The sequence below is a fragment of the Cryptocyanus atlanticus LEGE 06306 genome, from assembly GCF_056633155.1.
Genome location: NZ_JBSJOZ010000002.1, coordinates 74405 through 96677, shown reverse-complemented (window position 1 = coordinate 96677; position 22273 = coordinate 74405). Strand labels below are relative to the sequence as shown.

22 protein-coding genes are annotated in these 22273 nt (G+C 71.1%); 3 read left to right on the top strand and 19 right to left on the bottom strand.

All coding sequences use genetic code 11. The features are described from left to right. Positions 1-4: 4 nt before the first annotated feature. From rplJ to gloA, 7 genes are all read right to left on the bottom strand, one after another. The gene (rplJ, locus tag ACWJI7_RS03185; RefSeq protein ID WP_479935308.1) at positions 5-532 is read right to left on the bottom strand and encodes a 50S ribosomal protein L10; all 528 of its coding nucleotides are present in this window, start codon (positions 530-532) and stop codon (positions 5-7) included. A 280-nt stretch (positions 533-812) separates the two neighbouring features. Further along, entirely contained in the window at positions 813-1520 is a 708-nt protein-coding gene (gene rplA / locus ACWJI7_RS03180; RefSeq protein ID WP_479935306.1) for a 50S ribosomal protein L1, read from the bottom strand. Between the two features lie 127 nt (positions 1521-1647). Continuing rightward, positions 1648-2073, bottom strand: coding sequence for a 50S ribosomal protein L11 (rplK, locus tag ACWJI7_RS03175; RefSeq protein ID WP_479935304.1), 426 nt, complete (start codon positions 2071-2073; stop codon positions 1648-1650). A gap of 124 nt (positions 2074-2197) precedes the next feature. Next, entirely contained in the window at positions 2198-2908 is a 711-nt protein-coding gene (nusG, locus tag ACWJI7_RS03170; protein ID WP_479935302.1) for a transcription termination/antitermination protein NusG, read from the bottom strand. 80 nt (positions 2909-2988) lie between these two features. Then, positions 2989-3198, bottom strand: a complete 210-nt coding sequence (gene secE, locus ACWJI7_RS03165; RefSeq protein WP_479935621.1) for a preprotein translocase subunit SecE — start codon at positions 3196-3198, stop codon at positions 2989-2991. Between the two features lie 90 nt (positions 3199-3288). Then, the gene (locus ACWJI7_RS03160; protein ID WP_479935300.1) at positions 3289-6102 is read right to left on the bottom strand and encodes an ATP-dependent Clp protease ATP-binding subunit; all 2814 of its coding nucleotides are present in this window, start codon (positions 6100-6102) and stop codon (positions 3289-3291) included. Further along, positions 6089-6493 (bottom strand): lactoylglutathione lyase, encoded by a 405-nt coding sequence (gloA, locus tag ACWJI7_RS03155; RefSeq protein WP_479935298.1) that lies wholly within the window; start codon positions 6491-6493, stop codon positions 6089-6091. Before gloA ends, ACWJI7_RS03160 begins: the two co-directional genes overlap by 14 nt. Before the next feature lie 178 nt (positions 6494-6671). Between gloA and eno the strand changes: the two genes are divergently transcribed. Further along, complete coding sequence (gene eno, locus ACWJI7_RS03150; protein ID WP_479935296.1) at positions 6672-7967, top strand: phosphopyruvate hydratase; 1296 nt, start codon at positions 6672-6674, stop codon at positions 7965-7967. A 246-nt stretch (positions 7968-8213) separates the two neighbouring features. Here eno and ACWJI7_RS03145 read toward each other — a convergent pair whose 3' ends face one another. From ACWJI7_RS03145 to argJ, 4 genes are read right to left on the bottom strand one after another with little or no spacing between them, the layout of a single operon-like run. Continuing rightward, positions 8214-9887, bottom strand: a complete 1674-nt coding sequence (locus tag ACWJI7_RS03145) for an ABC1 kinase family protein (protein WP_479935294.1) — start codon at positions 9885-9887, stop codon at positions 8214-8216. After that, positions 9887-10210, bottom strand: coding sequence for a hypothetical protein (locus tag ACWJI7_RS03140; protein WP_479935292.1), 324 nt, complete (start codon positions 10208-10210; stop codon positions 9887-9889). The genes ACWJI7_RS03145 and ACWJI7_RS03140 overlap by 1 nt, the downstream gene beginning before the upstream one ends. Positions 10211-10245: 35 nt before the next feature. Further along, positions 10246-10785: a hypothetical protein gene (locus ACWJI7_RS03135; RefSeq protein ID WP_479935290.1), complete on the bottom strand. Its 540-nt coding sequence runs from the start codon at positions 10783-10785 to the stop codon at positions 10246-10248. 48 nt (positions 10786-10833) lie between these two features. Next, positions 10834-12093 carry a bifunctional glutamate N-acetyltransferase/amino-acid acetyltransferase ArgJ gene (gene argJ, locus ACWJI7_RS03130; protein ID WP_479935289.1) on the bottom strand — a complete coding sequence of 420 codons (1260 nt, stop codon included), beginning with the start codon at positions 12091-12093 and terminating at the stop codon, positions 10834-10836. Between the two features lie 57 nt (positions 12094-12150). Here argJ and coaE point away from each other — a divergent pair, with 57 nt between their 5' ends. After that, positions 12151-12816, top strand: coding sequence for a dephospho-CoA kinase (gene coaE, locus ACWJI7_RS03125; RefSeq protein WP_479935287.1), 666 nt, complete (start codon positions 12151-12153; stop codon positions 12814-12816). 122 nt (positions 12817-12938) lie between these two features. On the opposite strand, the gene ACWJI7_RS03120 is transcribed toward coaE, so the two are convergent. From ACWJI7_RS03120 to ACWJI7_RS03105, 4 genes are all read right to left on the bottom strand, one after another. Continuing rightward, positions 12939-13208: a hypothetical protein gene (locus ACWJI7_RS03120; RefSeq protein ID WP_479935285.1), complete on the bottom strand. Its 270-nt coding sequence runs from the start codon at positions 13206-13208 to the stop codon at positions 12939-12941. 169 nt (positions 13209-13377) lie between these two features. Further along, positions 13378-13536 (bottom strand): hypothetical protein, encoded by a 159-nt coding sequence (locus ACWJI7_RS03115; protein WP_479935284.1) that lies wholly within the window; start codon positions 13534-13536, stop codon positions 13378-13380. 337 nt (positions 13537-13873) lie between these two features. Next, positions 13874-15355, bottom strand: coding sequence for an Asp-tRNA(Asn)/Glu-tRNA(Gln) amidotransferase subunit GatB (gatB, locus tag ACWJI7_RS03110; RefSeq protein WP_479935283.1), 1482 nt, complete (start codon positions 15353-15355; stop codon positions 13874-13876). Positions 15356-15390: 35 nt separating this feature from the next. Further along, positions 15391-15855 (bottom strand): PPC domain-containing DNA-binding protein, encoded by a 465-nt coding sequence (locus tag ACWJI7_RS03105; protein ID WP_479935281.1) that lies wholly within the window; start codon positions 15853-15855, stop codon positions 15391-15393. Here ACWJI7_RS03105 and thiO point away from each other — a divergent pair. Continuing rightward, positions 15854-17023, top strand: coding sequence for a glycine oxidase ThiO (thiO, locus tag ACWJI7_RS03100; RefSeq protein WP_479935279.1), 1170 nt, complete (start codon positions 15854-15856; stop codon positions 17021-17023). The two genes, ACWJI7_RS03105 and thiO, sit on opposite strands and share 2 nt — an antisense overlap. On the opposite strand, the gene ACWJI7_RS03095 is transcribed toward thiO, so the two are convergent. The 4 genes from ACWJI7_RS03095 to ACWJI7_RS03080 are packed head-to-tail and all read right to left on the bottom strand — an operon-like array spanning position 16978 to position 22248. After that, entirely contained in the window at positions 16978-18867 is a 1890-nt protein-coding gene (locus tag ACWJI7_RS03095; RefSeq protein WP_479935277.1) for a CHASE2 domain-containing protein, read from the bottom strand. The two genes, thiO and ACWJI7_RS03095, sit on opposite strands and share 46 nt — an antisense overlap. 34 nt (positions 18868-18901) lie before the next feature. Continuing rightward, positions 18902-19657, bottom strand: a complete 756-nt coding sequence (locus ACWJI7_RS03090; RefSeq protein ID WP_479935275.1) for a FecR family protein — start codon at positions 19655-19657, stop codon at positions 18902-18904. A 24-nt stretch (positions 19658-19681) separates the two neighbouring features. Then, positions 19682-21571, bottom strand: coding sequence for a CHASE2 domain-containing protein (locus tag ACWJI7_RS03085; RefSeq protein WP_479935274.1), 1890 nt, complete (start codon positions 21569-21571; stop codon positions 19682-19684). After that, positions 21568-22248: a FecR domain-containing protein gene (locus ACWJI7_RS03080; RefSeq protein ID WP_479935272.1), complete on the bottom strand. Its 681-nt coding sequence runs from the start codon at positions 22246-22248 to the stop codon at positions 21568-21570. Before ACWJI7_RS03080 ends, ACWJI7_RS03085 begins: the two co-directional genes overlap by 4 nt. Between the last annotated feature and the right edge of the window lie 25 nt (positions 22249-22273).

Genomic DNA, 22273 nt, shown 5'->3' with positions numbered 1-22273 from the left:
GAGCTCAGCTGCCTTCGCCGTCGGCGTGCTGCCGCAGGGCGCGGGCGAGACCGGAGGGAACCTCGTTGAGGCCAACCGCCAACTGGGTGGCCACGGCATGGATCGCACCGGCGATCTGGGCCATGAGTACCTCCTTGGAGGGAAGCTCCCCGATGGCCTTGATGTCGTCCTGGGTGAGGAGCTGGCCTTCGAACAGGCCACCTTTGACTTCGGACTTCTTCGTGTCCTTCTGGAAGGACTGAACGGCCTTCACCGCACCGCCCACATCGCCCTTGATCAGGACGAAGGCGTTGGTGCCGGTGAGCAGGGAATCGAGGTCGGACCAGGAGCTGTCGCCATCGATGGCCCGACGCATCAAGGTGTTCTTGGTCACCTTGCAGACGCCACTGGCGGCCTGCAGACGGGTCCGCAGGTCGGACATCTCCTTGATGGACAGGCCCTTGTAATCGAGGACCAGGGCCATCTCGGCCTCACCGAGGAGCCCCTTGAGCTCTTCGACGATCTGTTGCTTGCTCTCGAGAGTGCGGCCCATGGAAGTGGTACGGATCGAGGGAACAAGCCGGACACGCGACCCAGCCGGGAGCCGGCAGACACCGGAGCTCGGCGGAACGAGGCCGCGTGACGATCCGCCGCTGGGGGGTTGTGGACCCCCGTGGGCAAAAACCTTCGCGTACACCTCGGCAGGGTTTACGGCTGGACCCGCAGCCGCCGAATGGCGAGCGGAATCCGGACGGACCTGCTGTCTTGGGTTGGGCGCGTGCCCTCTGGCCGTAGCCAGTTCACCATCCTACAGAACGGCACTCCGGCCCCGCTCAGGACTCCTGCTTGATGTCCTGAAGGGCCGCGAAATCGACGGAGATCGACGGGCCCATCGAGGAGGTCACGTAGAGGCTGCGCCAGTAACGACCCTTGGCGCCACTGGGTTTCTGGCGATCGATCGTTTCCTGAAGGGCCTTGAGGTTCTCGAGCAGGGCCTCAACGCTGAAGCTGGCCTTGCCGAAGCGCACGTGCACGATGCCGGTGCGATCGGCACGGAACTCGAGCTTGCCCGCCTTGAACTCGTTGATGGCGGCCTCCAGATCGGTGGCCACGGTGCCGGCCTTGGGGTTGGGCATCAGGCCACGGGGGCCGAGCACCCGGCCCAGCTTGGCCACCTTCGGCATCATGTCGGGCGTGGCGATCAGCAGATCGAAGTCGATCTGACCGGAGGCGATCGTGTCGACGAGTTCATCATCGCCGGCCAGATCGGCGCCGGCGGCCTTGGCCGCGGCCACCTTCTCGCCCCGGGCGATCACGGCGATGCGGATCGACTGGCCGGTGCCGTTGGGCAGGGCGACGGTGGTGCGCAGCTGCTGGTCGGTGTATTTGGGATCGATGCCCAGGCGCACATGGGCTTCGATCGTTTCATCGAATCTGGCGTTGGCGTTGGCCTTCACCAGTTCGAGGGCTTCGAGCGGGGCGTAGGGACGGTCCTCGACCGTCTCGAGCAGGGCGGAGAAACGCTTGGAGGTCTTGGGCATGGTTGGGATCGGGGTGCGGACGACGGGGCTGGCACCGGCGGATGGCCGGTGGTGGTCCGTCTCCCCCGGAGAGGGTGAATGGAGGGCTGGACAGGACGCGGGCGGGGAGGGATGGCCCCCTGAAGCCTCAGTCGCTGATGGCGACGCCCATGTTGCGGGCGGTGCCTTCGATGATGCGCATGGCCGACTCAACGCTGGAGCAGTTGAGGTCGGGAAGCTTGGTGTTGGCGATCTCCTCGAGCTGGGCCCGGCTGATCGCTCCCACGCTTCCCTTGGCCGACGTGGCGGCCCCCTTCTCGATGCCGGCTGCTTTGGAAATCAGCACGGAGGCGGGGGGGGTCTTGGTGATGAAGGTGAAGCTGCGGTCTTCGAAGACCGAGATTTCCACCGGGATCACATAGCCGGCCTTGTCCTGGGTCCGAGCGTTGTACTCCTTGCAGAACGCCATGATGTTGACCCCGTGCTGACCGAGGGCAGGACCCACCGGAGGCGCGGGATTGGCTTTGCCGGCATTGAGCGCCAGCTTGATAACAGCAACGACTTTCTTGGCCATCGGCTGGACTACGGGACGGAGAGCTGCGGATCGCCACCACCCGGAGGGGGCGACGTGGGACGGGGGCACCGAAGCCGGTGCCCCCGTCGGGGGCCGCCCTCCGCAGGGAGGCGGCCGCTGGGGATCAGCTCTGTTTGCTGATCTGGGCGAACTCGAGTTCCACCGGGGTTTCGCGGCCGAAGATCGAGAGCAGGGCCTTCAGCTTGCTGCGCTCGCCGGAGACCTCGATCACCTCGCCCTGGAAGTCCTTGAACGGACCGGCGGTGACCAGGATCTGGTCCCCTTCAGCGATGTCGACCTTGACGACGGGCTTCTTCTCAGCCGCCCGCTTGAAGATGCGCTCCACTTCCGGACGGGAGAGGGGCCTCGGCCGGATGTGGCCCCGGGCGCGGCCGGTGGCGCGGCGCTCCTCCTGCCCGACGAAGTTGATCACGTTGGGGGTGCTGCGCACGGCCATCATCGTGTCCTCATCGAGGATCATCCGTACCAGCACGTAACCGGGGAAGACCTTCTCCTCGGTGGCCTGACGGCTGCCGTCCTTCTTGAGCTTCACCGCCGGGGTCTGGGGGATCTCGATCTCAAGGATCCGGTTGTCGACACCGAGGGTGATCGCCCGCTGCTCCAGGGTGGCCTTCACCTTCTTCTCGCAGCTGGAGGCCACCTGCACGGCGAACCAGCGGGCCACCTGGGGCTTGGCCGCCCCGTCCGCGGAGGGGTCCGCGGCGCCATCGGGGGCGCCATCGGGGGGCAGCGCCGTGAGATCGAGCACGGCCGGCTCCGGCCCGGGCTCCTCGGGGGCGTCGATGGCGGGGCTGGCGAGATCGGCTTCGGACACGGAATGGGGAGTGAGGGTGCTCAGGGAGGCGGGGGGAGGGAGCGGGGCGGGCGGGCTGGCGCGGGTGCGGATGACCGGATCTAGGGGAACACCTGGCTGGAGGCCCAGTTGTAGAAACGGTCGACCGCGGCGATGGTGGCGGCCGACAGGCTGACCATCAGGATCACCGCCACCGACTCACTGAACAGTTGCTGGCGGCTCGGCCAGACCACCTTGCGCAGTTCTTCGAGCGTGGACGCCACGAAACCGACCGGGCCAGCGGCCGCCGCAGGAGTGGGGTCCTGCGGCAGCGTGTCATCGGGGCTGGGGGGAGCGGGAGTGCGGCTGGGGGAGGTCACAGGGGCGGGCGCAGGGGTTCGCTCTGGCGTACCGGCAAACGATCACCCTACCGGAGCCCCATCGCCCCCCGGAGCGAGGGGGTCAAAGCGGAGGCCATCGCCGTCGCCCTCCAGGCTCACCCGCACGCCGCGGGCTGCCCGGAACTGGTCCTCCAGCAGCTCGGTCGCCAGCGGGTTCTCGATGCGGCGGCGCAGCACCCGCCGCAGGGGGCGAGCCCCGAATTCCGGTTCGTAGCCCAGCTCCGCCAGGCGCGAGACCACGGCGGCGTCCACCTCCAGCTCCAGCCGCTGCTCCCGCAGCAGGGCGGCCAGCTCGGCCACCTGCAGGCGCACGATGCGCTCCAGATCGGCCGGGGCCAGAGGCCGGAAGCGGATCACCTCGTCGATCCGGTTGAGGAACTCGGGCCTGAACTGGCCGGAGAGGGCGCGCTCCACCGCCGCCTCCAGACCGGAGTCATCCCCGCTGCGGGCGCTCTCGAGAATGGCCCGGCTGGCCAGGTTGCTGGTCATCACGACCACGGTGTGGCGGAAATCCACGGTGCGGCCCTGGGAATCGGTGAGGCGACCGTCGTCGAGCACCTGCAGGAGCAGGTTGAACACCTCGGGGTGGGCCTTCTCCACCTCATCGAGCAGCAGAACGGCGTAGGGGCGGCGGCGCACGGCCTCGGTGAGCTGGCCGCCCTCTTCGTACCCCACATACCCGGGGGGCGCCCCCACCAGCCGGGCCACGGCGTTGCGCTCCATGAATTCGCTCATGTCGAGCCGCACCAGGGCGTCCTCCTCATCGAACAGGGCGGCCGCCAGCGCCTTGGCCAGCTCGGTCTTGCCCACGCCGGTGGGACCAAGAAAGAGAAAGGAGCCCACCGGACGGCGCGGATCCTGCATGCCGGCCCGGGCCCGCCGGATCGAGGCCGCCACCGCCGCCACCGCCTCCGGCTGACCGATCACCCGCTCCCCCAGCCGGCTTTCCAGCTCCAGCAGCTTCTGGCGTTCCCCGGCCAGCAGCCGCTGCACGGGGATCCCGGTCCAGCGGGCGACGACGTCGGCGATGTCCCCCGGCTCCACCTGCTCCCGCAGCAGCGAAAGCCCCCCCCGCTGATCCTCCAGCAGCTCCTCCTCCAGCTGGGAGCGGCGTTGCTGCACCCCGTGCAGCTGATCGACCCGCAGCCGGGCCGCCTCCTCGAACTCGCCATCCCGCTCGGCTTCGGCGATGGCGAGCCGCAGCTCCTCGTCCTGCTGCAACAGCTCCCGCAGCTCGGCCAGCTGATCCCGCTCCGCCTGCCAGCGGCCCTGCAGCTCCTGCAGCCGCTCCAGGGCCGTGCGGCGCTGCTCCTGCAGGGTGAGCCGTTCCGGCAGGGGGGACGCCTCCGCCGCCAGCAGGGCCAGTTCCACCCGGCGCAGCTCCGTCTCGGCCGCCTCGACCGGCTGGGGTTTGGAAGTGACCTCCATGCGCAGCTGGGCCGCGGCTTCATCGATCAGATCGATCGCCTTGTCGGGCAGACAGCGATCGGCGATGTAGCGATCGGCCAGCCGCACCGCCGCCACCAGCGCCCCATCGGTGATCGTGACGCCGTGGTGGAGCTCGTAGCGCTCCTTGAGCCCCCGCAGGATCTCAATGCTCACTTCCCGGGCCGGTTCGCGGATCACCACCTGCTGGAAGCGCCGGTTCAGGGCCGGATCCTTCTCCACCGTTCGGCGGTAGTCCTCGGGGGTGGTGGCGCCGATGCAGCGCAGCTCGCCGCGGGCCAGGGCCGGTTTGAGGATGCTGCCGGCATCGGCATTGGAGCGGTCGGAGCTGACCACCGTGTGCAGTTCGTCGATGAACAGGATCACGCCGCCGCCATCCCCTCCATCGCCGCTGCGGCCCTCCGCCTCGCTCACCTCCTGCAGCACGCTGCGCAGGCGTTCCTCGAACTGACCGCGGAACTTGGCGCCGGCGATCAGGGCGCCGAGGTCGAGGGCGATCAGGCGCAGCCCCTTGAGGGCATCAGGCACCTCGCCGGCCACGATCCGCTGGGCCAGCCGTTCAGCGATGGCGGTCTTGCCCACGCCGGGTTCCCCGATCAGCACCGGATTGTTCTTGCCGCGGCGCGAGAGCACCTGGATCAGACGGCGGATCTCGGTGTCGCGGCCGATCACCGGATCGAGCAGGCCTGCGCGGGCGGCCGCGGTGAGGTCGCGGCCGTACTGGACGAGGGCCGACGGTTCGGCCTCCAGCCGCAGCTCGCTGGCGGCGGGCTCGGGGGGGGCGGAGCGGGCCGGACGGGACGGGGCGGGCGGGGATGGGGACGGGGACGGGATCGCCGAGCGGGCGGCGATGGGCGGGCCTGACGGGGTGGTGGATCGGACGGTGGCCTGGGCCGCGGGCCGTTCCGCCGAATCGATCCAGTCGTCCGTGGCCGAGGGGCGCAGCAGGCGCAGCAGCCGCTCCTCGCTGAGGCCCTGGTCGGCCAGCAGCTCCGCCCCGAGGCGGGGTTCGTCCAGCAGGGCCAGCAGCAGATGGGGGAGATCCACCAACCGCGACCCCCAGGCGGCCCGACGGCGGTCGGCGGACTCCAGCAGATCCTCCAGAGCGTCGCCGATGAACAGGTCGGAGGACGACGTGGACGGCTGCTCGGCGCAGAAGGTCTCCAGGCGATCGAGCAGGCGATCGCCGTCGATGGGCAGGCTCGCCAGCGGGCTCTCCGGGCGGGGGTCCTGGAACAGCGCCTGCAGCAGGTGCTCCACGTCCAGCTGGCCATGGCGCCAGCGGCGGGCATGGTCCTGACTGGCCAGCAGCAGATCCCAGGCCGCGTCGCTGAACCGGTCGGGTTCGCTGGTGAGGCTGCCCTGGGGCACTGGGTCAGGAGGCCGCATCGGCCCTCGAAGACAGCTGGATGAGCTCCACCTTGTAGCCGTCCGGGTCTTCCACGAAGGCGATCACGGTGCTGCCATGTTTCATCGGCCCCGGTTCGCGCACCACCCGTCCCCCCCGGGCGGCGATGCCGGCGCAGGTGGAATGGATGTCATCGACACCGAGGGCCAGGTGGCCGAAGCCCTCGCCCAGCTCATAGCGCTCGATGTCCCAGTTGTGGGTGAGCTCCAGCACGCTGGAGTCGCGTTCATCGCCATACCCCACAAACGCCAGGGTGAAGCGTCCGGCGGGGTACGCCTTGCGGCGCAGCAGGCGCATGCCCAGCACCTCGGTGTAGAAGGCGAGCGACCGCTCCAGATCCCCCACCCGGAGCATGGTGTGCAGCAATCGCATCGATGGGGGGTCCTGGAGTGATGGAACGATTCTGACCGTTGAGCTTTCGGGGGTGGGGACCCGCTGGAGTCGGGGCTGGCCGCCCACGGATCCGAACCCCGGACGGTGCCGAGGGCCACAACAGACCGGGCCGGGGCCGCCCATAAGATCCCAGCAAGCTTGAACGACCGGCACCTTCGTGATCGACACCCTCGACCTCGTGATCGATTCCATCGTGGCCCGTGAGGTGCTGGACTCCCGTGGCACCCCCACGGTGGAGGCGGAGGTGCGGCTTGAGGGCGGCGCCCAGGGTCACGCGATCGTGCCCAGCGGGGCCAGCACCGGCGCCCACGAGGCCCATGAGCTGCGCGATGGGGGCCACCGATTCGGCGGCAAGGGCGTGCAGAAGGCAGTGGCGAACATCGAGGAGAAGATCGCGCCGGCCCTCTGTGGCCTCAGTGCCCTCGAGCAGATCGCCGTGGACACGACCATGATCGAGTTGGACGGCAGCGACAACAAATCGGCCCTGGGCGCCAACGCCATTCTCGCGGTCAGCCTGGCGGTGGCGCGGGCCGCGGCCGATGGTGTCGGCCTTCCCCTCTACCGCTACCTGGGCGGACCGATGGCCACCCTGTTGCCGGTGCCGCTGATGAATGTGATCAACGGCGGGGCCCACGCCACCAACAACCTGGACTTCCAGGAGTTCATGCTGGTGCCCCACGGCGCCCCCAGTTTCAGCGAGGCCCTGCGCATGGGCACCGAAGTGTTCCAGACCCTCAAGGGCCTGCTCGGCGCCGAGGGTCTCTCGACCGCGGTGGGCGATGAGGGCGGGTTCGCCCCCGATCTGCACAGCAACGACGCGGCCGGCGATCTGCTGGTGGCGGCGATCGAGAAGGCCGGCTACCGGCCGGGGGAGCAGATCTCCCTCGCCCTCGACGTGGCCAGCACCGAGTTCTTCTCCGGCGGCCGCTACGCCTTCGGCGGCGGCAGCTACACCGCGGCCGAGATGGTGGACCAGCTGGCGGCGCTGGTCAGCAGGTACCCGATCGTCTCGATCGAAGATGGCCTGGCCGAAGACGACTGGGAGGGCTGGGCCCTGCTCACCGAGCGGCTCGGGGGCCGCGTGCAGCTGGTGGGCGACGACCTGTTCGTGACCAACACCACCCGCCTGCAGCGGGGCATCGAGGCGGGCACCGCCAACTCGATCCTGATCAAGGTGAACCAGATCGGCTCCCTCACCGAAACCCTGCAGGCGATCGATCTGGCCGGCCGGGCCGGCTACACCAGCGTGATCAGCCACCGCAGCGGCGAAACCGAGGACACCACCATCGCCGACCTGGCCGTGGCCACCCGCGCCGGCCAGATCAAGACGGGCTCCCTCAGCCGCAGCGAGCGGGTGGCCAAGTACAACCGTCTGCTGCGCATCGCAGACGAACTGGGCAGCCAGGCGCTCTATGCCGGAGCCGAAGGGCGGGGACCCCAGGGCAAGGGCTGAGCGCCCCGCTCCGGCTGGGTCGTGGGGATCGACGATCCTCGCTCCCTTGCATCGTGGACCAGCCCTTCAGCAGCTACCGCTTCTGCTTCCCAGCCACCTCCATCGACCTGGCCCGTGATCCGGTGCAGGGATGTACGCGTTTCTCCGACGGGAGCAGCCGGCGGCTGTTCAGCGAAACACTGACGCCCCCGCAAGGCACCGGCCGGATGAACGTCCGGATCGTCTCATCCAGCCAGCCTGGGGCGCTCAGCCCCCGGCCCCGGGCAGCTTCTCCAGGCGCGCCTCCCGCCGCTGACGCCCCTGGAGCTTGATCCAGCTCAGGCCCACCGGCAGTCCGGCCACCAGCGGAATCGCCGCCAGGGCCGGCTGGCTGCCGGCCCCCAGCACCGCAGCCGCCACGGTGAAAGCGCCCAGCACGATCGCCAGGCTGGTGCCCTGCTGGGCCAGGGCCAGGCGCCGCAGCAGCCGGTCGGTTTCACCGGCACGGATCTGCACCTGGAGATCGCCCTGCTCCACCCGGGCCAGGCTCTCCTCCAACCGGCGCGGCAGGCCCAGGGCGCGGCTGCCCACTTCCGCCGCCTGTCGGGAGAGTTCGCCGATGAAATCGTTGGGGCCATTCCCGCTGGCGGTCATGAGGGGCAGCAGATAGGGGCGGGCGATGGCGATCAGGCTAAAGCCGGGATCGAGGCTGCGGCCCACGCCCTCGAAGGTGGAGAGGGCCCGCATCACGAAGATCAGCTCGGCCGGCAGGCGGAAGGGCTGGCCGTACACCAGGTCGTAGAGATCACCCGAGAGCTTCTCCAGCACCGAAGCGGAGAAGGGGGGGGTGAGGGCATCGGCGAGCATGACCCGCACCAGCCGCCGCACCGGCCCGGGATCCACATCGGCGGCGATCACGCCCGCCCCCTGAAGTTCATCGACCAGGGCGGAGGCGTCGCGGGCAGCGGCGGCGCGCACCATCCGGCCCAGCCGGCTGCGCAGCCGCTGGGACAGCTGGCCCATCATCCCGAAGTCGTAGTAGATCAGGGCACCATCGGCGGCCACGGCCAGGTTGCCCGGGTGGGGATCGGCGTGGAAGAAGCCGAAGCGCACCAGCTGCTGCAGGTAGCTGGCGGCCCCCTTCTCCGCCACGGCCGAGGGATCGATGCCCGCCTCCAGCAGGGCGGCGCGGTCGGTGATCTTGATGCCGGGAAGGAAATCGAGGCAGAGCACCCGGCGGCTGCTCAGCTCCCAGACCACCGCCGGGATACGGATGCCGCTGTCGTCGAGAAACTGCTGACGGAAGCGGGCGGCGTGTTCGGCCTCGAGGCGAAAATCCAGCTCCCGCAACAGCACCCGGCGGCATTCCTGGGCGATCGAGACCCAGTCACGACCCTGGCCCCAGCGGGGATGGCGCTGCAGCACCGCCGCCACCTGCTGCATCACCTCCAGGTCGAGGCGAAACAGGCGCTCCAGTCCGGGGCGCTGGATCTTGAACACCACCTGGCGTCCGCTGCGCAGGCTGGCGCGATGCACCTGGGCGAGGCTGGCCGAGCCGAGCGGCTTGACCTCCAGATCAACGATCTCGGCGCAGCGCTCGCCGAGTTCCCGCTCCAGCAGCGTCTGCACGACCGGGAAGGGGAAGGCGGGCACGCTGTCCTGCAGACGGGCCAGTTCTTCGACGTAACCGGCGGGCAGCACATCGGGACGGGCTGAGAGCAGCTGGCCCAGCTTGATGAAGGCGGAACCGAGGCCGAGCAGTTCGGTGGTGAGCCAGCGGGCACGGGCCTGCTGACGTACGGCCCGGCGTTCGGCGGTGACCCCTCCGGGGTAGGTCCAGGTCCGGGCATCCCACCAGAGGCCGCCCAGCAACTGCAGCACCGCCCACCAGATCCGCAGCGAGCGGGCGAACCCTCGCCACCGTTGCACCAGAGCCCCCATCAGGCGCGGTCCTCGAGCCGTCGGGAGAGGGCAGCGACCCGGGCCCGCAGGTCATCGATCTGCTGCTGCGGGGCCGGGACCCGCCCGGGTGCGGCGGCGGAATCCTGGCCCCGGGCAGCGGACGGGTCGGCGGCGGCCTCGGTCTCGAGCCGGTCGGCCTCCTGCTCCACCTCATCCCAGAACAGACCCCACTCCCGCAGCAGGCGCTCGGGGGCCTCCTGAGCCAGCACGGCCAGGCTGGCGGCCGAATCGGCCAGGCCGCTGCCCAGACGGGCACCCAGCCGATTCAGGGCGGCCTGGACCAGGGATTGGGGGGCAGGCATCTCCGATCGGTCCAGGCTGGCCAAACTGTGGCAGATCAGGGCAGGTCGCCGGGGGCGGGGGGCGGCGCCGGAAAGGCGTCGCCAGCTTCCGCAGGCGGCTCGGGACGTCCGGGCGGAGCGGGATCCGGGGACCTGTCCTGCTCCAGGGCGGCGCGGCGCTCCTCGTCGGCACGGACCTCCTCCTCCTCCCGCTGCCGCTCGGCCCTGAGTCGCTCCTCCTCCTCCCGCTTCAGCCGCTCCTCCTCCTTCTGGCGCTCTTGCTCGAGCTCCTCCTGGCCCAGGTCGCCGCGGATCTCCTCCGGATCGGCGCCGAACTGCAACCGCAGGCTTTCGAGGCTGGTGCCGGGGAAGGGCTTGACCTCGAACCCCTCCCCGATCGGCACGCCTCCGGCGCGCAGGGCCAGCACCCGATCGGTCACGCCGTAGCCGAGGCCAAAGCACAGGCCAGCCACCAGCGGGAGCACCCAGGGCGCCAGGGGGGCCTGCGCCTTTGCCCTGGAACCGGCACCGGAGCCAGGGCCCGAGCCAGCGGCTGCGGGGCGGGGGGAACGGCGCCGGGCGCCAGGCTCGGGCATGGGGCTGGCTGCACGGGACGTCATCCATCCTCACCCCGGCGGCCACCCTCAGGTGGTGTAATCCGCGTTGATGCGCACGTACTGGTCCGAGAGGTCACAGCCCCAGGCCAGACCGTCGCCGGGCCCCGCGCCGAGCCGCAGCCGGATCGTCACCGTGTCGCCGCTCAGGTAAGGGCCCGCAGCCTGCTGACGGATGTAGGCGGCGGCGGCGGGGCGATCGAAGGCCAGGGGCTGTCCAGCCGCCATCAGTTCGTGAGGGCCCAGCGCGAGGCCCACGGCCTCCGGGTCGAAGGGCACGCCGGCCCGCCCGGCGGCGGCCACGATCCGCCCCCAGTTGGGATCCCGGCCGTGGATGGCGCACTTCACCAGGGAGGATCCGCAGATGGTGCGGGCGATGGTCCGGGCACCGGCCTCATCGGCCGCCCCCTCCACCCGCACCTCCAGCAGACAGGTGGCGCCTTCGCCATCACGGGCGATCGCCCGGGCCAGATGCTGGGCCACCGCCGTCAGGCCGGCCTCCAGGGCGGCCAGGTGCAGCGGCTCCAGGGGCTCGCCGGCGGTAAAGGCCAGGACCGTGTCGTTGGTGCTGGTGTCGCCATCCACCGTGATGGCATTGAAGGAGCGATCCACCGCTCGCTTCACCATGCCCTGCCACAGATCCGCCGGCACGCCGGCATCGCAGCTGAGGACCCCCAGCAGCGTGGCCATGGCTGGATGGATCATCCCCGAGCCCTTGGCCATGCCCCCGATCCGCACCCGTCGGCCGCCGAGATCGGCCTCGAGGGCGATCTGCTTGTCGACCAGGTCGGTGGTGAGGATGGCGGCGGCGGCGGCGGCACCCCCCTGGGGGCTGAGGGCCGCCACCAGGGGATCAAGCCCCGCCAGCAGGGTGTCCATCGGGATCGGCACGCCGATCACCCCGGTGGAGCCGATCAGCACCTCCTCCGGCTGGAGACCGAGCCGCCCTGCCAGGGCGGCGGTGGCGCGCAGGCTGTCCACCAGGCCCCGCTCGCCGGTGCAGGCGTTGGCCTGGCCGGAGTTGATCAGCACCGCGCGGGCGTGGCCGGCCCCGGCCGCCAGGCGCTCGGCGCAGAGGTCCACGCAGGCGGCCCGAACCCGGTTGGTGGTGAAGTTGCCGGCGCAGACGGCGCCCACCGGGGCCAGCAGCAGGGAGAGGTCGGGATTCCCAGAGGCCTTGAGGCCCGCGGTGATGCCGGCGGCCAGGAAACCGCGGGGGGCCGTCACGCCACCGGGCACGGGCCGCCAGGGGGGCACCGGGCTGGCGGCAGCGGAGCTGGGGTCGGACAACAACACAGCGGGACGGCTCGGGGCGATCGAGACTGCCATCCTCCTGCCCTCCGTGCCGTGAAGCCGAACCGCTGGCGGGGCCCCCAGCGCCGCATCGGCTTGACCGGCGGCATCGCCACCGGCAAGAGCCTTGTGGGCACGGCGCTGCGCGATCGCCACGGGCTGCCGCTGCTCGATGCCGACGTGTTCGCGCGGGAGGCCCTGGCACCCGGCACCGACGCCAGCGCCGCCGTGCTGGCCCGCTACGGCCCCAGGGTGCGCGCCGCGGCCGGTCCCGACGGCGGGGAGGGGGCCCTGGACGGGGCCATCGACCGCGCCGCCCTGGGCCGGATCATCTTTCCGCAGGCCGCCGAGCGGACCTGGCTCGAAGCCCTGGTGCATCCGCTGGTGCGGAAGCGCTTCGACCGTGAGCTGGCTGGTCTGGCCACGGCGCCGGCGGTGGTGCTGATGATCCCGCTGCTGTTCGAGGCGGGGCTGGAGAGCCTCTGCAGCGACATCTGGCTGGTGGACTGCGACGAGGGCCAGCAACGGCAGCGGCTGATGCGCCGCGACGGCCTCAGCGCAGCGGCGGCACAGGCCCGGATCGCCGCCCAGTGGCCCCTGGCGCGCAAGCGTGAGCTGGCCGATGGGGTGATCGACAACCGCCACAGCCCCGCCGAGACAGCGGAGCAGATCCGGCGGATCCTGGAGCCAGCGGATCCCGGAACCTCAGCGAGTTCCTGAGGTTCCGCTCGGCCGGCTGCCGGGCGGCCAACCCCGAACCTGGCGGAATCGACGGTCACGTCGACGCTGCAGCAGCTGAGGGCCACCCCCATGGCCTTTTCCGTGCCTCGCGGATTGCCAGGTCACAGGCTCATCCCCACCGTGAACACCCGCAGCCCGGCGACGACGGCTGGGGATCTGTCCATCATCCCTTGCTCATGCCGGACCAGGTGAACAATCACCGCGTTGCCGCCATCCACCAGCGTGCGCAGAAGAGGGGCCATGGGCTTGATCAGGCGCCGGACGACGGGTCCAAACGCGGGCCGCACATCCGGGGGCTCCCCCTCCGCGGACAACCGATGCATCGGCACGCCCTGGGCGGGGAAGTCATCGGTTTCGCCCTGCCGGGGCATGTCTGCCCCACGGAAGACCGAGGGGCCGCGAAGCAGAGCAGGTCGTCGAAGCCGAGGCCGAGATCGGGGTGCTCGATCCTCGCCTGCAGCCGATCCCCAGGCTTTCGCGGGTATGGCGTGCGTCCTTCGATTCGGCATTTCCAGCAGGATTGGGGTGCGGCACTCCGGCTCACTCCCTGGGTCTGAGGGAGCCGCCGTTGCAGAAGCGAGTCGCCCAGGCCTGATGCACCTCCTTGGTGTCACCCGTGCTGTTCCCGGCGTGCCCCTCGATGTGCCACCGCACGGAGGTGTCATGGCAGGCCCGCAGGAGTTTCGCCTGCCGGGCCATCGGAACCAGGGAGGCCGCGATAACGACAGCTCTGATGCTCGTGGCCAACTGAAGAACGATCCCCGCATGGGCCCGGACCCTCTCCCGTGGAGACAGGGTCTGGTCGCCGTGGTCGCCCTTGGGGTGGCCGGGTAATCCGGCCCCATTCCACCATTGATGATCCCTTTCAGACCTCCATGCCATCCCCGGATTCGCCTGGAGCGGGTGAACCTCACCGGGGGGCTGATGGGCGGCAGCGCCAGCACCAAAGTGCCGGCTTCAAACAGATGCTTCGGACGCCGTTTGGGCCGCACTCCACCGCCGGCCGCCACCGGGCGATGGAGAGCCGACGTCGACATCAGCCCTTCAGCTGCACGCTGAGGATCTGGTTCGCGAGCTTGGGGTCGGCCTTGCCGCCGGTGCGCTTCATCAGCTGCCCGACGAAGAAGCCCTGCAGCTTGGTCTTGCCGCCGCGGAAGGCGGCCACTTCCTCGGGGTGGGCCGCCAGCAGTTCGTCGACCACCGCCTGGATGACGGTGGGATCACTGATCATCCCCAGGACGCGCTCGGCCACGATCGCCTTGGCGGAGCCGCCCTGCTCCAGCAGCTCCGGCAGGATCTCCTTGGCGATCTTGCCGCTGATCGTGCCGACTTCGATCAACTGCACCAGTTCGGCCAGGGCCTCCGGCCGCAGCGGCAGCTCGGCGATCGACAGCCGGTTGGCGTTCACATGGGCGGCGATGTCCCCGGTCACCCAGTTCGCCACCCCCTTGGGATCGCCCCCGGCCGCCACGGCGGCCTCGAAGTATTCCGCCATGGTGCGCTCGTCGGTGAGCACCCGGGCGTCATAGATGGAGAGACCGAGCTGCTCGTGATAGCGGTGGCGTTTGGCGGCCGGCAGTTCCGGCAGTTCGGCGCGCCATCCCTCACGGCGGGGGCCGGTGACCTCGATCGGGCCGAGATCCGGTTCGGGGAAATAGCGATAGTCGCTGCTGCCCTCCTTGCTGCGCATGCTCCTGGTGAGCTGCTTGCTTTCATCCCAGAGGCGGGTTTCCTGGTGGATCGGCTCGCCAGCCTCAATCGCCTTGATCTGGCGGGCGATCTCGTGATCACAGGCCTTCTGGATCGCCGAGAAGGAGTTCATGTTCTTGATTTCCACCTTCACGCCGAAGGGATCGTCGGAGCTGCGCCGCACCGAGATGTTGACATCACAACGCAGGGATCCTTCCTGCATGTTGCCGTCACTCACGCCCAGATACCGCATGATCCGGCGGATCTCCGAGGCGTACTCGGCCGCCTCCCGGCCGGTGCGCAGATCCGGCTTGCTGACGATCTCGGCCAGGGCCACCCCGGCGCGGTTGTAATCCACCAGGGAGTGGGTGCTGCCGGCGAGCCGGTCACTGCCGGCGTGCACGAGCTTGCCGGCGTCCTCCTCCATGTGGAGCCTCTCGATTCCGATGCGCTTGGTGTAGGTCTCCTTGCCCTTTTCGGCCACCTCCACCTCGATCCAGCCGTCTTCGGCGATCGGTTGGTCGTACTGGGAGATCTGGTAGTTCTTGGGCAGATCCGGATAGAAGTACTGCTTGCGATCGAACTTGCTGTGCTCGGCGATCTGCAGGTTGAGCGCCAGGGCCGCCTTCACCGCATACTCGAGCACCTTCTCGTTCAGAACCGGCAGGGTGCCGGGAAGGCCCAGCACCACCGGGTCGATGTGGCTGTTGGGGGCGTCGCCGAAGCTCGTGGAGGCGGCGGTGAAGATCTTGCTGGCGGTTCCCAGCTGCACATGGGTCTCGAGGCCGATCACCGCCTCCCATCCCTCGTGACCGATGGCCGACGCCATACCGAAGTGCTCCCGCGGCTCCTGGGACGTCGATCCTAGGCAGCGGGATCCACCTGGAGCTCCCGATGGCCGGTGGCGGGATCCAGCCGGCGGTGCAGGACGTTGCCACCGGGCAGCAGCAGGGCGATCTCGGCGGTGGTTCGGATGCGGTTGCCGCCCAGCAGATGGCCGCCCCGGCAGTGTCCCGCCGCGTCGGCGACGGCCAGATGGAGATGCACGCCATCGCCGCCGAGACTTCCCTGCAGGCTCAGCAGCTCCCAGGGCCCCGGCAGCTCCAGGGCCTTCTCCTCCCCCGCCGGCCGGAGGCGCAGCGCTTCGAGGCTGCCGATGGCCGAACTCACCCAGGCGGCCTTCAGACCCCGTTCCAGCACCAGCTCCTCCAGGGAGCCGCGCAGATCGCGGCCGGCCGGCAGGCGCAGGCTCAGCAGGGCGACATCGCCGGGCCGGGTGACGATGGCCGAAGCTGAGGGACTCGCGGGCCTTGACTCGAACTCCGCCATGGACGGCGCCACCCCGGAACCTGTGCTCATCCTGGGCGGTGGCCTGATCGGGCTGGCGATTGCCCACCAGCTGGCCCGGCGGGGTGAGGCCGTGCTCGTGCTGAGCCGGCGGCGCAGCGAGGCAGCCGGTTTCGTGGCCGCCGGCATGCTCGCCCCCCACGCCGAGGGGCTGCGGGGCCCCCTGCTCGAGCTGGGCCGGCGCAGCCTGGCGGGCATCCCCGACTGGGTGGCGACGATCGAGGCCGATGGAGGCCTCCCCTGCGGTTTGCGGCCCTGCGGCATCGTGGTGCCCTTCACCACGGCGGCCGACCGGGACGCCTATCCCACGGCGCGCTTCGGCCAGCCCCTGGAGCGGGCCGCCCTGGAGCGGGAGATCCCGGGGCTGGCCCCGGCCTGGAGGGCGGGACTGCTGTTCGAGCAGGACGGTCAGATCGACAACCGCCGCCGGCTCATGCGGGCCCTGGAGCGGGCCTGCAGCGCCCTGGGGGTGCGCTTCCAGGAGGGGGCCCAGGTGGAGCAGCTGCTGGTGCGGAGTGGCCGGCTCGAGGGAGTGCGGCTGCGGCGTGCCGAGGGGGGCGAGACGGAGATCCCCGCCGGCCGGGCCGTGCTGGCCTGCGGCGCCTGGAGTGCGCGGCTCCTGAGCCAGCTGCCGGTGGTGCCCATCAAGGGGCAAATGCTGTCGCTGCAAGGACCCAGGCAGGCCCTGAGGCGCGTAGTGTTCGGCCCCGGCACCTACCTGGTGCCGAGGGAGGACGGGCTCCTGGTGGTGGGCGCCACCAGCGAGCCGGAGGCGGGCTTCCGCGAGGGACTGACACCCCAGGGACAGCGCCAGCTTCAGCACGGCCTGGCCAGCCTCCTCCCCGAGGCGGCCCACTGGCCGCCCATGGAGCGCTGGTGGGGCTTCCGCCCCGGGACCCCCGACGCGGCCCCGCTGCTGGGCCCGTCGCCGATCGCGGGGCTCAGCCTGGCCACCGGCCACTACCGCAACGGCGTCCTGCTGGCGGCGATCACGGCCGAGGCCATCGCCGCGGAAGTCTGCCGGGGCCTCGACGGGAACGGGGATGGGGACGGGGAGCTGGCCAGGCTGCTGCGGGCGTTCCGCTGGGACCGGTTCCCGGCGCCTCAGCCGGCGACACCGGCCAGCACCCCATCCTCCGCCAGGGTGTAGATCGGAATCGCCCCCAGCCCCTTCACCGGCCGCTCGCCCAGCCCCCGCACGGCCATCGCGTCTCCCACCAGATCAGCCGTGGCGGCATCGAACAGCACCGGCACCGCCGCCGTGCGGGTGAGGCCCTCCAGCCGGCTGGCCAGGTTCACCTTGTCGCCGATCACGGTGAAATCCAGGCGCTGGGGGCTGCCGATCTGACCGGCGATCACCTCCCCGCTGGCGAGGCCGATGCCGCTGTCGAACGGCTCGAGACCTTCCTCCGCCCAGGCGGCATTGAGCTCGGCCAGAGCCTGCCGCATTGCCCGGGCGCAGCGCAGGGCCGCCCGGGCCTCCTCGCCGGCGCCGCGGCCCAGCGGGGAACCGAACACCGCCATCACGGCATCGCCGATGAACTTGTCGACCGTGCCCCCATGGGCCGTGATCACCGCCACCATCGCCCCCAGATAGCGGTTGAGCTGGCGCACGTGCAGCTCGATCTGGCCGTCGGCGCTGCGGCGCTGGGTGAGCTGGGTGAAGCCCTTGAGATCCGAGAACAGCACGGTGACCGGCAACAGGCGGCCGCGCAGCATGCCCTCGGCCGCCTGCGGATCGGCCAGGATCTCAGCCACCAGGGAGGGGGCGACGTAGCGCTCGAAGGTGCGGCGCAGCCGCCGCCGCTCCCGCTCCTCGCTGAGGTAGGCGTCGCCGCCATAGAGCAGCCCCAGCAGCACCAGGCCGCTGGCCGGAGCCAGCAGCGGCAGCCAGAGGCGGGCCTGGCGCAGCACCACCACCCCGACCACGAGCTGCAGCACCAGCACACCGGCCACCAGGGCGAGCCGCCAGCCCAGAGCTGGCCGGGACAGGGCCAGGGCGGCGACCAGCAGCAACGGCGCCATCGCCAGCAGACCGCGGGGCAGGGGATCCAGGGGCCAGGCGGCCAGACCATCCCCTTGCAGGGAATTGGCGGTGGCCGTCGCCAGGGTCTCCAGGCCCGAGAGCGGACCGAAGGGGGAGGGGTTGCCCGTGTCGCCCTGGGAGACCACCGGCCCCACCAGCACGATGGCCCCCTGCACCGAGCCCCGGCGGGGATGGTCGCGCCAGCGTTCGGGGTCGAGCACCTCCCAGGCCGGCAACCGCGTGAAGCTGCCCTCCGGGCCGTAGAAATTGAGGGCGCGGCGGGGATCGTCCTGGCGGCTGCTCCGGCCCGCCAGGGTCAGGGCAGTGGCCGAGAGGGACGGGAACGGATCCACCTGGTTGTCCGGCAGCAGACCCCGGCCGTAGGCCTCGGGGTGGAGGGCCGGCTGGTCCGGCCGCTGGGGCAGGGTGTTGGTGAGGCCGAGCCGCGTCGGTCCGCCGATCGCCCCCAGCAGCAGTTCCGGACGCACCAGGGTGAGGCCTCCGACGGCCTGGTCGTCCTGCGGTTCGAGCATCTCGGCGGCCAGGGCGACCCGCCCCCGCTGGCGCTCCAGAAGCCGGTTGAAGGCCACATCATCGGCGGCCCCGAAGCTGCTGGGACCGGCGAAGACCACGTTGATCGCCACAGCCGAGGCCCCGGCCTCCCGCAGCCGGGAGGCCAGCAGGCCATAGGCGGCCCGGGGCCAGGGGAGAGTGCCGATCCCCCGGGCCCAGGGGGGGATCCGCTCGCGGTTCTGGCTGACGAACCAGCCGCCCTGCTGGAGGGTGGCATCGTCGATGGTGACCAGCACCACGCCGGGGGGCACGGGGCGGCTCCCCCGCAGCACCACCAGCTGCTGCTCCAGCCCCCGCTCCCAGCTGCGCCAGAGGGCAGGCGGCCAGCCGCTCAGGACGCCAGCCAGCACCGCCACCGCAAGGGAGCCGAGCACCGTGATCCCGCTGCGCCGCATCAGCACCTCTCAGTCAGGGGGAAGGAGCCGGGCATCAGAACAGGCGCGGCAGGCCGAAGGACGGGACCGACGGGGCCACCCGCAGGGAGGGAAGCGTGACCCCGGGCACCGAGGAGCGGATGTAGCTCTCCAGCGAGCCGAAGGCCGGAAGTGGCACCGAGTACCCCCGGAACAGCGGACCGCCCAGGATGGTGTTGTAGTCGCCGCTGGAGAGCTTCAGCACCGCCAGGATCACCCCGGCGGGGGAGAGCTGGAGCCGTTCCCCCGCCTGCACCGTGGTGGGGGCCGCTCCGGTGGGCTCCCCATCCTGCAGGGGTTCCACCTGCACCGATCCCTCCAGCACCGAGAGTTCCGACCCCCCGTCGTCCTTCACCTCCAGCAGGTAGTTGGTGCCCCGCACGCTCAGACGGGACGATCTGGTGCAACCACTCTGCTTCCCGGACACCAGCACCTGCCCCTTGCTGAGCAGGAAGCAGGTGCTGCCCAGCCGGATCTGGGAGAAGCGGTTGAGCCGGCCCGCCGCCCCCGAATCAAAGCTGAGCTGACCGCGGCTGTCCCGGGTGCTGATCTCCTGGGGCGAACGGGCCTTCTGTTTCACCTTGGCCTGACGGGAGTCGATGTAGAGCTCCTTGCCGTCGAGGATCTCCTGGACCGTGGCGGTTTCGGCCGCCCCGGCCGCTCCGGGCCCCAGGAGCACCGCCATGCAGGCGCCCAGACCCAGCAGGGCGGCGCCTGGGAGCGTGCCCCTGACGGACGAGGCGTGCGGAACGGGCAGCGGCGAATGCGGCATCGGGAGAAGGGGCGAACGGCGCTGTCACGCTCCCCCATCCGGTTCAAGCGACGGCGGGGCGCGACGGGCGCATTCTGGGCCGTCCGTGGGAGGGAGCACACCCCGCAGCCCGAATACCTTCAGGGGAGCGGGCCAGCCTTCGATCCGATGCGCCCCCAGCGCCTCGACCTCCACCTCTCCGCTCAGCAGGGCCAGCAGCTCAGCGCTGATCAGGATCGGGTGGCCGGGGAGGCGGCGGGTGAGGCCCTCCAGGCGGCTGGCCACATTCACGGTGGCCCCGACCACCGTGAACTCCAGCCGCTGGGACGCGCCCAAGTTGCCCGCGATCACCTCTCCCACGTGCAGACCGATGCCATGGCGCAGGGGCGGCCGGCCCGCCGCCGCCAGTTCCCCGTTGAGACCCTCCAGGCCCCGTTGCATCGCCAGGGCCGCCCGCACCGCCGCGCGGGCCTCCTCACGGTCGCCGCGGCTGCGGGGCACGCCGAATTCCGCCATCACCGCGTCGCCGATAAACTTGTCGAGTAGCCCCTGCTCGGCCAGCACGGCGGCGGCCATCAGCTCGAAATAGCGGTTGAGCAGGCTGAACAGCTCATCCGGGGGAAGGCTGGCGCTCAGCGGGGTGAACCCCACCAGATCACTGAACAGCACAACGCAGCGGGCCCGGCTGCCGCCGGCCTGGGTCCAGATCGGCCCGGGGTTTCGAAGGATGTCGCGCAGCAGGGTGGGGGAGACCCGCCGGGAGAGCAACTGGTGCAGGTAGGTCCTCTCCCGGCTCTCCACCAGCACCTGGCCCAGGGCCAGCGTCCCCCCGCCCGCCAGCGCGGCCAGCAGCGGGGCAGCCAGGGGAAGCCGCAGCAGGGCTCCGGCCCAGAGCCCCCAGCCGGCCAGGAGGGTGAACGCCAGCAGGGCCAGGAGCCGCAGCACCGTGCGGCCGGCGCTGCCGCCACGGCCCAGCCACCACCAGGCCCCCAGGCCCCAGGCCAGCAGCAGCAGCGGTTCCGCGGGCCCCGGCAGGGTTCCCAGCCCCCGGCCCTCGAGCACATTGGCGACGGCCACGCCCTGCACCTCAGTGCCGCTCTGGGGACCGAAGGGCGTTTCCTGCCGATCACCCAGCGCCAGGGAGGTGGCGCCGAACAGGACGGTGCGGCCGCGCCAGAAGCCGGCGGGGGTGTCCCGCACCTGCCAGGCCGGTACCGCGAGCAGGCTGCCGGCCGGACCGTGAAGATTCAGGCCCATCGGGGCCAGCGGCAGCGGACGCTCGGCGGCGAGGAAGGCCAGGGGGCGCGGCAGGGGACGCGGAAAGCCGGCCAGGTTGCGCTCCAGCCAGACCCGCCCCGGCACCGCCTCGGCGACCCCCTGGGGCGACAGCAGCAGGGTCGTCAGACCGGGGGGGGCGAGCCGATGGATCGGCTGGTCCAGCCGCACCTGCTCCAGCCCCTGCCGGTCGCGGACGCCATAGCGGATCGCCAGATGCACCCGGTCGCGCCAGGGGGCCAGGATCGCCGCAAAGGCGGCGTCGTCGGCCGCGCCGAACGGGCTGGGCTGGCTGTATTCGAGGTTGACCAGCACCCGGGCGGCCCCCTGCTCGAGCACGCTGGCCACCAGCCGTGCCTGCAGGGCCCTCGGCCAGGGCCAGGGCCCCATCTCCCGCCAGAGGGGGGAGGCCGCCCGTTCGCTCGGGCTGAGCAACTCGCCCAGCTCGAGCGAATCGGCATCGATGGCCAGGATCACCGGATCGGCCGGCGGAGGGCGAACGCCGCGCAGGCGGAAGAAGACTCCGTCCAGCTGGCTGTCCAGCTCCCGCAGCCCCTGCCCGAGGGTGGTGGTGGGCAGGCGGTCGAGCCCAGCGACCAGGGGAACGGCCAGGGCCAGCCCCCAGAGCTGCCGCCAGGGTCCGGGCCCGAACGGCCTCAAGGGTCCAGGCCCAGTTCGCGCTCGATCACCGGCAGCGTCGTCATCGGGGCGGTGAAGCCGTTCAACAGCACGCTCGTGCGCCGGCGCCGGCGCACCTCCCCGGAGCTCAGCTGGCGGGGGCCCACCCAGGTGCCCCCGGCAGTGGCGGCGAGCAGTTCTCCACTACGGAGTGTGAACCGCCGGCCATCCCGGGCCACCACCTCCACCTCCCCCTCCCAGCTCAGAAAGCGGACTTCGCCGGGGAGATCCTCGATGAACACGGTGGTGCCCTGAATCGAGGCCGTGCCCACCCGGGTGCGGATCCGCAGCGGGGGACGCCGGGCCGCCGTCGGATCGATCCAGGCGATGATCTGGCCCCGTGTTAGCTGCGGGCCGGAGGACTCGAGCCGCAGCAGGGAGTCGCCGCCGAGGCGGAACCCGCGGCCGTCGGCCAGCTGGACCTGCAGCCGGCCCGGCCGCTGGGTGCGCAGCTCGGTGAGGGGCGCCAGCACCTGGCCGGCGCTGGCCTGTTGTTCAGACCGGCCGGGAGGCCTGACGAAGGCGGGGCGCGAGGGGACGTCGATCACCCGAGGCAGCCGCGCCGCCGCCAGCACCATGCCGGAGAGCGCCACCACCACCGCCACGCTGGATCCGATCAGGAGACGGGTTGTCAGACCAGCCGCAACAGGTCGTGACATCGCGCGTGCGGGGCTGTGGCTCCAG